The sequence below is a fragment of the Pseudoalteromonas sp. Scap25 genome, from assembly GCF_013394125.1.
Lineage (GTDB): Bacteria > Pseudomonadota > Gammaproteobacteria > Enterobacterales > Alteromonadaceae > Pseudoalteromonas.
Window position 1 is genome coordinate 354,070 of the sequence record NZ_CP041328.1, and the last position, 13,753, is coordinate 367,822.

Consider the following 13,753-nt stretch of genomic DNA (forward strand, 5'->3'; position numbering starts at 1 on the left):
CAGAGTTAATAAATTTATACGCGCTATGTAGCATGAAGAAAAACGGTATTATTTCAGGTAAAACATGAGCCAGATTCACTCTCTTACTAAGTTGAATGAATAAATTAGGCTAGTAGACGCTCCCTATGCGATAAAACCCACTTTAGAAGTCTAGATTTCTAGATGTTTTTACGTGTGTTGTGATTTACTCATACAAAACGTGAGTATTATTCAATGCTTATAGGCACTTAAAGTGCCATTTGCATAAACGGTTGTTGATATACTCGGATAAACCTTGGTGAGCTTAAGCACTTTATTAAGCAGTTCGCCGTCGCAGAACTTTCCACAACATAAGAAGAGACAAAAGGAATGAGTGATTTAATAGTGTTAATTATATACTGCGCCATATTAGGTAGCGGTGTTGGTTTTTTAGCGGGCTTATTAGGAATAGGGGGCGGGCTGGTGATTGTGCCCATACTCAGCATGATATTACTGCACTTTAATGCTTTGCCACCTGAACAAGTAGTGGTGGTTGCCATTGCGACCTCACTGGCCTCTATTTTATTTACCTCGACCTCGTCGGCTATTGCGCATCATAAAAATGGCAATGTACCGTGGGATATTGCACCTTGGGTGATGGCGGGCGTTGCCTTTGGCGCGCTCATTAGTGGCTTTATGGCCGCGCTGTTACCTGAGCATGTGGTACGTTTGGTATTTGCTGTAAGTGTGGTGTTAATTGCATTAAAAATGATTTTTTCAGGTAAGAATGATTCATCATTAGAGCGCCCGTTACCAAATAAAGGACTACTGAGTGTTTATACGACCATAACCGGTGGCTTGTCTGCCATGATAGGTATTGGCGGCGGGGCAGTATTAGTGCCGTTACTGACGTTTTTTTCTGTCGATATGAAAAAAGCCATTGGCTGCGCCTCGGCCTCAGGCATTGTGATAGCCCTGTTTGGTTCAATGGGTTATATCAGTTCAGGCAGCCAGTTATTTAGCCTAAAAGAAGGATTTGCAGGCTTTGTATATTTGCCCGCTTTATTGGGTATTGTATGCACCTCATGGTTTACCGCACCACTCGGCGCTAAAGCCACCCATTATTTGCCAGTTTCAACCATAAAGAAAATATTTGCCGGCTTATTAATAATAATGGCAATAAATATGTTTACTCGATAAGGTTAAAGTTCGCAGGCTTGCTTGCGAATATATTTTGAAATAAAAAATTTTAAGGCAAGGATGCTATGAAAATAGTTAAATTAAGGCATAAAGTTGATAAAACAATCTTAAGTGTTGCTTTGTTCTTTTTGATATCACCTATCATAGGGTTAATTACAGGAACTGCTCATCAGCTTGGAACGACAGGCAGCGACTATCAACAAGCATCGTTAATTGATGACCCAGAGCAATACTGGCAAATTATTATCATGCAACTTACTATTACTTTAGCTATCGGTATCCAAGGGTTTATTACATTCCCAGCCTTAATTGCCGCACGCCAAAAAGTATTAAAGTTTAGAGATAATAATAAAATTTTAGCCAATATCATATTTTATTTGCTCACTCCGGTATTCTTTATCGCTTTGTTGATATTTTTAATATATTTATTTGAACTGTAAGGTTTTAGATCCGTAACCCGCACCCCGACGCCCGTCAATCTTAAGGCGATTAACTAAAATCTACGTCATTTGCGCGTGCTTTATAAATTCATCATAAATACTGTCTTTAATGAGCCTGTCGGGCGTAAAGGCATAATAATGCTGATAAACATTATCAATTGTACCAATGTAATTTACGCCGTAATGGCGCTCCACTTCGGCTTTTACCAAAATAGGCGCAGGGAATATCCCGAACCCTTGCTCACCGAGTGATTTCATTAATGCGCTGTCGTCAACATGGCCTGCTATTGTCATTTCAATCTCTTGCTCTTGCAGCCAATAATAAATAGCACGCGCGACGGGGCTTTCTTTTGCGGGGAGCACTAAAGGCTTGTTGTTTAAAGACTGCGGAAACTGCTTATGTAATTGCGAATGCCATGTTTCGTTACCAAAAAGAGCGATTTGGCTTTTGCCTATTTCATGACAAAACGCCTTAAATGACAAGGTAGTATCGAGTGGTTTATCAGCTAACACTAAATCGATCTTATGAATCGCCATTTGTGCCAGCAGCTCATCTTGTTGGCCATCAATACAGTGCAAGTTGGTAATACAGTCGTTATTAATTAAAGGCGCTAGCCACTTCGACACCAGTGATTTAGGCAACACGTCTGAAATACCGACCTTTAACGTTCGTGAGTATTGCGTGGTATCACCTTGCGTGGTTTCTAGCCATTCGTGAGCAATAGCAAACATATCATTGGTGTATTGCTGAGTTACATGGCCAAACTCCGTTAACTGTAGGCCTCGGCCTTGGCGAACAAACAGTGGTTTTCCTAATCGTTGCTCTAAGTTAGTAATTTGTGAGCTGACCGTTTGCGGCGTTAAATTAAGTATTTTACTCGCCGCAGCAATACTGCCGTGCTTACTTACCTGCCAAAAATAATATAAGTGATTGTAGTTGATGTTGGTAATCATTCGAAAATACCTGTTTTAAAGTAAGAAATAATCAGCTTTTTCCTTTGCCACTAAGTTAGTAGATTACAGTCATGCCTGCAACATAGTTACTATTAAAAGGTGTAATTGCATGAAGCTAAAACTTACAGTTAAAAATAAGATAATTAACGCAAGTGAAAAGATGTCGCTTTTGAAGTTGATAAAAAGCCAATTGGCAAAACATGCTTTAAATATTCGTAAAGTAGAGATTCAAATAAATGATCTTTCGAGTGAGCGCCACGGCACTTTGCAGCAATGCAAAATTAATATTCTTTTGCCGGGGCTACCCAGTATTAATGTAAATACAAAAGGAAGAAGTATGCTGCAAGCGATAAAGCGGGCACTTAAAAGTTTGCAGCACATTCTCGTTAATAAGTATCAACCTTCGCAACCAAGCTCTTAATTTTTATTAATATCGCACTTGCAGTGGCATGGATGCTACTCTTTTAATACGACTCTAATTCCAAGCCATGTTTAGTATTAAACGATTCACTTATTACCTGTTGAGCCTTTAGCGCATTGCTATTGAGCAAAGCCGCCTTTCTTTGTTGGGTTTCGTTACACTCTACCCAACTTACCGTAACTAAAAATCTTTGACCTTGTTCCTTTAACCTTTGACCTCAGCTGTAAACCCCTCACACCATTTTGATTAAAAAGAGAGTGAAATTTTCAATTACCTAAATCCATAAAACTTAGATAAAAAAGTAACTCAAAGTCGTAACTAAGCACTAAATTTGGGTTTTGATTAATAAGCAAGTGTCTACCTAATACCAAACAGATTTATTTACTCGAGAAAATTGAGGTGGATAGAAGATACTGTTAAGGTACTTTGAAATAATAAAAAAATGCCTAACTAACGGCTAAAACCTCTTCCACCTCATAGGACGTTATCTGCTTAATTAAAGTGTTGATGTTCAAGTTTAACTAATGAAGCGAAAATGGAAAATTTCACCAAACTATTAGCAGTTACACTTTATATATTTTCTTTGTCTGGCTGTACTTCTATTGGCAGTTACGTCATGTCAAACCCCGGTATCTATCTTTCTGAAGCACAGTTTATAAAAGCAAAACCTAGCGACATTGGCTTTGAAAAACAAAATTTTTGCTCTTTTAGTACCACTCAATGCATTACATATCTGACTGCTGAACCTTATCAAGCAGCCGAATTTTCGCAAGAGAGTTCTGTTTATTACAACCTTCATGCAACTGGTAATAATGTAGAAAATACAATTTCACACAGAATGACACCAGATACATTTAATCGTTTTAAAGGCACTGCTTTATTGCTTCATGGCTATGGGGGCAGTAAAGAAGCAATGATGGCCTCAGCTATCTATTTTAGAGCGCTTGGTATGAACGTTATTATTCCAGATCTTTTTGGCCATGGTGAATCAACTGAAGCATTTGTATTTGCAGCAAAAGAGCACGGCATTTTAAATGAACTGCTTGCTGAATCACTTTTAAATCAACCAAATAACCAGACTGTTGTAGTCGGCCATTCTATGGGAGCACTTACTGCAAGTAACTTATTATCATCAGAATATGTTGACGCTGCTATTTTACTTGCCCCAATGATGAGTTTTGATGTTGCAGCTAAGGAGTACTTACCTTATAAATCGCCTTTGCTTAGTCATTTTTTTCATAGCGAGATTGATAATATTGTTAACCAAGCAATGTTTGAGGCAGGAGTAACCATTCAAGAAACAAATTTATTGCCTAAATTAACTGAGACTAAAAAACCTGTATTGTTAATTAACTCAGATATTGACTCTCTATCCCCCTCGGCTTACTTTTCATCTATACAAAATGAGTTAGTAAAAAAAATAACTTTTAATGCTCGCTCTCATTCAAGTTTAATGGTGTTTGATCGTGATGATGTTATCGAAATTGAAAACTGGCTAATAACATGGTGAGCCTTCGCTATTTTAGATGACATTGAGTTTATAAGTCATTTTTTATTATTGTCGGGTTTCGTTGCACTCTATCCAACTTACGCTTTGTAAACCCCCATTACATTTTGATTAAAAAAGCCACACGCTATTTGTTTTTAGGGCATTATGTTCGACAGCATTGCGAATTGAAAACAACCCGTATTACATTTAGATATTCTTTTTAAAGAGGAGAACTCTCGCATTACGTTAGATGGTGCGGTAAAAAACATAGCGTTGTTTAGACTATTCGTGATCAACATGTTGAAGCAATGCGATTGTGGAGTAGCAAGCCAGAAGGTTAAATTGAAAAAAGCTGGATGAAGCGATGATTATCGAGTCCGAGTATTTTTTTTGGATTATAAATTCATCAAAGTATACTCGCTCCCTGATCTCATCAGTGAGATTAGTAAGCACTCAACATCACATCGTTATAACGTTAAAAAACCTATAACAGCTATACGCCATTATAGGTTTTTTTAAAAATATGAATGCTAACAATTAATTATAAAAAGTATTTAACCGTTAACCCAACAGAGCTAATATCATGCTGTTTTAGACCATAGTATGTGTAACCCAGTCCAGCACTCATATTATCAGAGAGCTGATAACCTAGCTCAATACCGAAGTAGAGATCAGTACCATTCTCTTCACGGTTAATCGTTGCCAAACCCTGGCTATAAGTCTTGTTGTCACTTTTCCACACCAATACGCCTGAGCTAGCACCTAAATACCACTGGTCGTTAATAAAGTACTGATACCCAACAGCCGCAGAGATACCACCTGCTGTTATAGGTTGGACTTTTGAAACAGCGTGCTTAAATGCATTCCCATCTAATGTCATACCATCGATACTAGCAGAGAAATCACCTAAGCTTTGATAACTAACATCCACAAACCAATTCGTATTAACCTGATAAACAACGCCCAGTTTCCAGCTAGTATCAGAGTCATCTAAAGCTGTTATTTGTGCATCTAACGAGCCCAAGGCTCTATTCAGCTCACCTTTAGATACATGCGCAGTTGCTTGGCCAACACTCGCCGTAAGCCCCCACTCAGCCTTAGCAGGCAAAACCATAAGGCTAGACATTAATATAGTTGCAGCTAATAACTTGATAGATTTCACCCGTCTCACAAATGCTAAAGGCAATAGCAATAAGGTGAATAACGACATACTACCACTTGATTTTGATTCATTAACGACTGTAGCGCTTTCAAAGGCATCAACACTCACACTAACCTTGGCACTAGCTTCACCTTCTTTATTATCAGAAATAATATAAGTGACAGTATCTGTGCCATCAAACCCTATTGCCGGCGTATATTGAATAGAGTTATTCACAATCGCAGTACTGCCGTGTATCGCTGACGCAGAGATAATCATTAACGTGTCGCCGTCTTCATCGGTATCATTTTTCAATATATCAATCGTTATAACTGTTCTATCATCCGTCGAGGCAACGTCATCATTAGCAACTGGGCTACGATTCGCAATAACGTTAACACTCACCTGCGCACTTGTTGTGCCACCATTACCGTCTGAAATTACATAGGTAATGATATCTATACCCGCATAGTCTGGTTTTGGCATGTAGCTAAGTGATGAATTCGCTAACACCTCTGCCGCACCAAAATTTGCACTTGCACTTAGCACGAGCAGTTCATCACCATCAATGTCGCTGTCATTGGCCAATACATCAATATTAGCCGCTTCATTCCACTGTATCGTAATTGCATCGTTTTCAGCAACGGGTGTGGTATTCGTGCTTAAGTAAATAGCTACACCACCAGGGTCAGCAATGCTACTGTTGGCAACACCGTCGTTATCATTCGGGCCACCATCAACAATTTGTAACTGCACACACCAGTGACCTTCCGTTAAACCTTCTTGCCACTGCTCACTACCAGGAGGAGGGCAAAATCCAGGCTCACCAAGGGTTGAAAACAGTATGTTGTCAGCATCTTCAACAAAATTTCCCCAACCAGCTGCATCAGTGTACTTACGGTAGATGGCATTAAGTGGAATAGGCTGGCGCTGTGGTAATACTAATTTGTATTCTTGTCCTGGCTTTTCTAAACCAACAACAATGTAATCAAAGATACCACCAACTATTTTAGCTTCCCCATCTTCACCGACAGCTTGAACGGTTTCTTCATGGGTTAACAATAAGCTACCGCTTTGCGTTGCAGGTGCGGCCGAGCCTCTACGCAAACATACACCCGATTCACCTTCTACTAAGAAGGTGGCTTGCGTGCTGATCATTTCAGGGACCACATTACACACACTGATAGCATCTAAGTAATCAGCAATTCCGTCACCGTCACTATCAGCAAAACCTTCTTGTGAATCAGGAATTAAGTCGCCATCTGTATCAGTTTCAGTTAATACAGGTAGCGCGCTCACCACGTTTAGGTAGATGTCGGCCTGTGTCGTTAATCCTGGCTCACCCGAGTCTTTAACCTGTGCTGTTAACTTATGAATACCAACCGATAAGTCTGCCGCATCAAACGATATGGCTTCAGATACTGTCCTATTAATTAGCACACTTAACTCATCTGACGTACTTGACCATAGGAGTGTATGGCTATCTGCACTGTTGTTATCGCTAATGGCTGCACTAACGGTTACCTCGCCATCAGATCGCGACAATAACGTACGGTTTTCGTTTTGCTGTTTAGCCGTAAGCATCACCTCTGGTGCAATATTGCCTTCAGATAATGTGATATTTTGTACAGAATCTGGAGAAATGTTCACGGTATCAGACAGGCTAATTACTATGGTTTCACCGCTATCAGCGACGCTATCGTCATAGGTCTCGAAAGTAATACTCGCTGTGTTGGTTTCGCTAATTTCGACTTCACCAGATATTAAGCTATGATCAGCCCCTTCAAGCGCATCACCTGACACAGTAAACGGTACCACCACTGGATAAGTCGGTGACGTGCCGTTCAAGTAAAATTTCACCGTTACCGTACTCCCTTCCACAACGGTTTGGTCTTTACCAATAGAAATCAGCGGATGGATCTGAACACCTTGTGCTGAAATTGACTGATTACCGTCAGCATCGGTAGCCTGCCAGTAAGCTTTACTTATACCAGGAGAAAACATTGCACGATTATCGACCAGCGATACTGGTAATGGGTTACCGTTCGCATCGAGTGCGGTTGCTACGCCTAAATCAACTTTAGTATATAACGCTGTGGCATTAACGACTCGATCTTCCGGTAGGGTAAGCGTTGGCGCGATGTCATCAAACAAGCCGTTAATGGTAAGCGTGACTGTTGCGGTAGTAGTCCCATCATTACCATCAGATATGAGGTAAGTTAATGTGAGTGACCCTATAAAACCAGGAGGGGCATTAAAGACAAGCTGGCCATTTTCAACAACCACGCTACCAATATCAGCATTGCCCGATACAACACTTAACGTATCACCATCAATATCATTGTCATTGATTAAAACATCTAGGACATACCTATTCTGACCATTTTTATCAAACTCCATGGTGTCATCTTCAGCCAATGGCGCATCATTTACTGCATCAATGGTGATATCGACTTTTACAGGCTCTGACTCGCCGCCTTCATTATCAATTACAGAAAAAGTAAAGCTATCGCTACCATTAAAGTCAGCAGTGGGTGTATAGGTTAAGTTAGGTGCAGCACCCGATAGACTGCCATGTGAAGGTGTACCGACAAGATAACGGGCAATGGTGCCGTCAAGATCAGAGCCTAACAATGTCATACCTACACTACCATCTTCTTCAACCGATACAGATTGTGCGTTCGCCATAGGTAAGTCATTTATCGACGATACAGTAATCGATACTGTTACAGCAGAAGAGACGCCGCCATCATTATCTGTCACTGTAAAGGCAAAGCTATCTTTACCATTAAAGTCAGCAGTGGGGATATAGGTTAAGTTAGGTGCAGTACCCGATAGGCTTCCATGAGAAGGTGTACCGACAAGATAACGGGCAATGGTGCCGTCACGGTCAGATCCTGACAATGTCATACCCACACTACCATCTTCTTCAACCGATACAGATTGTGCGCTCGCTGTCGGTAGGTCATTTACCGATGATACCAAAATCGATACCGTTGCAGCAGAAGAGACGCCGCCATCATTATCTGTCACTGTAAAGGAAAAGCTATCTTTACCATTAAAGTCAGCAGTGGGGATATAGGTTAAGTTAGGTGCAGTACCCGATAGGCTACCGTGAGAAGGTGTACCGATAAGATATCGGGCAATGGTGCCATCGCTATCGGTCCCCTTCAAGGTCATCGCTTTCGCCGTATCTTCAGCTAAAGAAACAGTCTGAGATGTCGCCATTGGCAGCACATTAACGTTTTGTATGATGACATTGACAGTAATTGTATCCATACCGCCTTCACCATCACTGACTCTCACGTTAAAGCGGTCAGTACCATCGTGATTGATATTTGGGGTATAGCCAATCGCTTTTGAAGTACCTGTGCCAGAAACGCTCGCGATACCATTGGTAGCATTTGAGCTAATTGACCAAGTCAATGTATCGTTGTTTTGATCGGTAGCGTTTAGCGTTAATACAAAGGCTGTTGGATTTGCGTTTTCACTCATAGTTACCGACACTGAGGTTCCTTCGGTAATAACGGGTGCAAATTTAGGAGCTTCGGTGATAGTGACTTCAACAGGCATAATCACATTTGCCTTTGCGTCACTAACACTTACATTAAAGTTATAGATACGATCCTTACCATCGTCGTCTGGGATATCATAATCAGGTGCATTTTGAAAAGTAAGAGCACCATTACTTGAGTTTATATTAAACTTCGCAGAATCTACCCCGCCAGAAATGCTATAGGTTAAAGTGTCGCTATCCATATCTTCGGCATTAACACTGCCTACTACAACGTTCTTTTCTTCGACACTAAAATCAGCTTGACTCTTTAACCAAAAAACTCCCCCGCCAACTCTGTCGACTACCGCAATATCTGGGCTATTATCACCATCAAAGTCAACAGCATTGACAGCATTTATTAGCTCAAAACCTGAGCTTATCTGCTGTTTTGTAAAACTCCCTAAACCATTATTTTCATACCAAATGACATCGCTCTCTGAACCCATTAAAATATCGATATCGCCGTCTCCATCGATATCAGCCACATTTCCCTGCGAGCCATTATCGATAATAGGCTCACCTGGGTTGATCAAATGCTCGGTGAACGAACCCGTACCATTATTTTCAAACCAATATAATTCAGTTTTAGAAATAGCAAATATATCGTTGGTACTATCACCATTAAAGTCAGCAGTTTGAAGTGAGGGTAAATCAGTTGCTTCTGTGGCATATGAATTTAACCCCGCTTGAAACGTGCCATCACCATTACCCTTTAACCAGAAGTTACGTCCAGCTGTACTACCTAAGTCACCAGCAATAATATCAGGTATATCATCGCCAGAAACATCAGCAACTGTTATCTCAAATAACGAATAATTATCGCCATCGTATATCCGACTTTGGGTGAAATTACCAGCACCATCATTTAGATAAACATATATACGATCGCGATAATTTTGAGACGCTAAAACAATATCCAAACCATTGATACCATCTAGATCACTGAGACTGATAGACTGAGCACCATTTGGTGATGCGATATCTGTTGGTAGTGTCGTACGAGTAAAAGCAGGGGTCGGCGTCGCGCCATTATTGGTGTATAAATACACAGCGTCGTTCTTAAAATCTGCTACAACAAAGTCGAGACCTGGTTTACCGTCTAATTCACCAGCGGCGACTTCCCGTAAATCTGCACCATCTGCGCCTAATGGAGACACGACTGTTGCAAATTTACCATTGCCATCATTTAGATATACATTAACAGCATTGCCATACAATGACGTAACAATAAAATCAGGTAGATTATCTTGATTAAAGTCTGCCACATCACTTCGATAACCGTTTGTAAATGAAGCAATTTTATCTTTACTCCAATGCTGCCACACTGGGTTGTTATTGGCGTATGCCATACTGGTAAAAGCAAATAAAAGTAAAGCAAAGGCATTATATGCAAGTAATTTAATACCGGATTTCAACCTGAATTTTCCCAGATTAAATAAAGAGCTGATTGCTGAAATATGCTTAATACAAACCGAAGGTTTAATATTAGCAATGGTTTGAGCGGTGGTTCTCATAAAAAATTATTACCTATCAATACGAAGAAGTGGTATATGTAATCCGTTAATAAGTCGCGATACGCGAGATATTGCCAATCATTGCCCACAAGAGGAACATTCACCGTTAACCACTCACCCACAAAAGAAACAAACAATTAACAAATTACATAAATATTTGATTATTATAATTAAATATAAAATAAAATGAGAGATATAATATCTTTTTTTTACTTATTTAGTTAAATCAAAACTAAATTAAACCACACTTCTATAGTCCCAGGGCGGGATCGCACTTTGTTAACTGATATGATCTAATAGCTCCAAACCCTTGGCTACAGCGCCATTCTGAGCATAATTGAACATTTATAAATCGATATGACATTAATCAAAAGCATTGCGTGATTAGAGTTGTAGGCCAAATGCTTAATATTGTTCAAACTTCAATAGTCAAGCAAACATTTGAAAGTTATTAATATATTACTTTAAAAAAGAGTAATATTCGTATCCAAACTTTTATTATCAAACAGCCTGAAGATCCACTGAGTTGGAGGCGTTGATCATCAATCTAAGAAAGACAGGCACATTTACATCGATAGTTCTTGGTGCTGGATATATGGAAAAAGTGTACTTATATAACCGAAAAAAGAAGTATAAGAAGCTGTAAACCCCCATTACATTTTGTTCAAAAAAGCCGCACACTAATAATTAGTGTGCGGCTTTAGTATTTTACTTTTTAAAGCGATTGCTTGGTTAGTAAGTGCTTTTCAAAAAAGCCAGCCATCATAGTATGGTAATGCAAAGTGGTGCCTTTGCCTTCACGTAGGCTATGTGAGCGGTTAGGGTATGAGAAAAACTCAAACTGCTTGTTATGCTTTACAAGCTCGTCAATTAAACGCTCTGAGCCTTGATAATGCACGTTATCATCGCCTGTGCCGTGAATAAGCAACAGCTTACCGGTTAGGTTTTTAGCAAAGGTAATCGGCGAGGTGTTATCGTAACTCGCAGGATCGGTGTTTGGGTTGCCTGCATAACGCTCTTGGTAAATGGTGTCGTATAAACGTATATCTGGCACCGGTGCTGAGGCAATGCCTACTTTAAATTTATCACCGTGGCGGAACAGTAAGTTAAGGGTTGAACTACCGCCCCCTGAGTGTCCCCACACGCCAACGCGGTCAGTGTCTATTACATCCCAACGTTTAGCCATAGCATCAAGCGCGTCTACTTGGTCTTGCACGGTAATTGAGCCAATTTTTTTATAAATCGATTTGCGCCAATCTCGGCCTTTTGGTGCACGTGTACCACGATTATCAACCGATGCCACAATAAAACCTTTTTGCGTTAGCAGTGATTTATACAGGTAACTGTTGCCTTCCCATCGGTCTTGCACGGTAGAGCCCCATGGTTCGCCGTATACGTAAAACACAATTGGGTATTTTTTACTTTTATCCATGTTTTCTGGGAACATAATGTAGCCGTCAAGCTCGGTGCCATCTTGCGCATTTACTTTAAAAAACTCATGCTTTGGTAAGCTTTGCTCAGCCAGTTTTTGTTTAAGCTTTGTATTTTCAACTAAGGTTTTTACATTACTATGATCTGCCACTTTAATGATCTCTTTAGTCGGTGGCGTACCAAATTTTGAGTAAGTGTGCATAGCCCATGAGGCATCTTTTGACATGTAGTAGCTGTTTGAACCTTCAAACTCAGCAGGCGTTACCCGTACCGGTTTGCTGCTGCCATCAAGCGGTGTGCTGTATAAATAACGCTGACCAGGATCGTTTGGCGAGGCAATAAAATACATTACGTTTTTGTCTTCATTGATGCTCAGCATATCAATAATGTCGTAATCGCCTGGGGTTAGGTCGATAATAGTTTTGCCATCGCGCGATACACGATAAAGATGACGCCAGCCGTCGCGTTCGCTATGCCAAATAAAAAACTCACCGTCTTTTGACCAGTTGGCTTTATAAAACCATTCTATAAACGCATCGTCTTTGTCTTCTAAAATTTTAGTCAGTTGCTGCTTTTGCCAATCAAACAACCACACTTTGTTATGGCTTTGTGGGCGGTTTAAGTCTTGAATCATTAATTCATTACCGGTGCCTGCCCAGCTAATACGCGGAATATAACGGTCGCGGTTATCGCCTTCAAGCTCAGCCCAACGGGTTTGTTTATCAGCAAGGCTTACCACACCAACACGCACGGCAGAGTTGGTTTCACCCGCTTTAGGATAAGGGAATTCTTTAAGGGTAGGGTACAGTTCGTCAGTGTTGTTGATCATAGTGAAAAATTTAACGTCACTGGTATCAAGCTGCCAATAGGCGATTGATTTGTTGTCGGGGCTCCAACGAAAACCATCGGCAATAGTAAACTCTTCTTCGTATACCCAATCAAAATTACCGTTAACAATGGTGGCACTGCCATCGGTTGTGAGCGCAGTTACATCGTTACTACCAACCGCTTGCATATAAATATTGTTGTCGCGTACGTAAGCCACTTTTGAGCTATCTGGCGAGAACTTAGCAAACATTAATTTAGTTGGCTCAACGTCTTTACCACCAAGTTGCTGTAATTGGTTAGTCTCAAGGTTAAGTAACCAAAAATCGCCTCTGCTGCGCGAACGCCAAACTTGCTCGCTGTTGGTAAATACCATCAGCCATTTACCGTCTTTTGACCACTGATAGCTTTCGATTGCAAATGACTCGTCTGCGCCCTCTGGCAACAGCTTTTCAAACTCAACCAATACTTTACGGCCCGTGCCGTCAGCATTGTAAAATACAATGTCGTTGCCTTTTACGCCGTGCTCTTTGTCGTCATCGGCGTTGCTATCGTCTGCTTTTTCTTTTTCGCTTTCGCGCTCTTCAAGTACGGTGTAGCCGGTACCATCGTCTAGCCATTTAAAGTAAGTGCTTCGCTGGGTTTTAAATTCTTTATCTTTATAAATTTGCGCTAGGCTTAATGGATTATTCACGGTGCTCATCGCTGCATTATTGTTGGTTGTTATGCTGGTACTTGAACATGCTTGCAAGCCTAAGCCCGCAACAATGGCCAGTGCCAAGCCCGATATTTTGATCAGATTCATTGTTATTGTTCCTTGGGTC

Annotated in this window: 7 protein-coding genes and 1 pseudogene; 5 read left to right on the forward strand and 3 right to left on the reverse strand. The window is 40.5% G+C overall.

What is annotated here, in order from left to right:
- Nucleotides 1-348 precede the first annotated feature (348 nt).
- A complete protein-coding gene (locus FLM54_RS17045) occupies nt 349-1,158 on the forward strand; it encodes a sulfite exporter TauE/SafE family protein (RefSeq protein WP_178957070.1) in 810 nt (269 codons plus the stop codon).
- 65 nt (nt 1,159-1,223) lie between these two features.
- Complete coding sequence (locus FLM54_RS17050; RefSeq protein WP_178957071.1) at nt 1,224-1,598, forward strand: hypothetical protein; 375 nt, start codon at nt 1,224-1,226, stop codon at nt 1,596-1,598.
- A gap of 60 nt (nt 1,599-1,658) precedes the next feature.
- Here the strand turns inward: FLM54_RS17050 and nhaR are convergent, their stop codons facing one another.
- Nucleotides 1,659-2,552, reverse strand: coding sequence for a transcriptional activator NhaR (nhaR, locus tag FLM54_RS17055; RefSeq protein ID WP_178957072.1), 894 nt, complete (start codon nt 2,550-2,552; stop codon nt 1,659-1,661).
- Between the two features lie 109 nt (nt 2,553-2,661).
- On the opposite strand from nhaR, the gene FLM54_RS17060 reads away from it, so the two are divergent.
- The 3 genes and pseudogenes from FLM54_RS17060 to FLM54_RS18990 all read left to right on the forward strand — a co-directional run.
- On the forward strand, nt 2,662-2,973 hold the full coding sequence (locus tag FLM54_RS17060; RefSeq protein ID WP_008110823.1) for a hypothetical protein: 312 nt from the start codon (nt 2,662-2,664) through the stop codon (nt 2,971-2,973).
- A 535-nt stretch (nt 2,974-3,508) separates the two neighbouring features.
- Nucleotides 3,509-4,483 carry an alpha/beta hydrolase gene (locus FLM54_RS17065; protein WP_178957073.1) on the forward strand — a complete coding sequence of 325 codons (975 nt, stop codon included), beginning with the start codon at nt 3,509-3,511 and terminating at the stop codon, nt 4,481-4,483.
- 128 nt (nt 4,484-4,611) lie between these two features.
- Nucleotides 4,612-4,822, forward strand: a pseudogene (locus FLM54_RS18990) (ISAs1 family transposase); the annotation flags it as partial.
- Nucleotides 4,823-5,003: 181 nt separating this feature from the next.
- Here FLM54_RS18990 and FLM54_RS17070 read toward each other — a convergent pair.
- The gene (locus FLM54_RS17070) at nt 5,004-10,673 is read right to left on the reverse strand and encodes an Ig-like domain-containing protein (RefSeq protein ID WP_178957074.1); all 5,670 of its coding nucleotides are present in this window, start codon (nt 10,671-10,673) and stop codon (nt 5,004-5,006) included.
- Between the two features lie 715 nt (nt 10,674-11,388).
- Nucleotides 11,389-13,734, reverse strand: a complete 2,346-nt coding sequence (locus FLM54_RS17075; protein WP_178957075.1) for a S9 family peptidase — start codon at nt 13,732-13,734, stop codon at nt 11,389-11,391.
- Between the last annotated feature and the right edge of the window lie 19 nt (nt 13,735-13,753).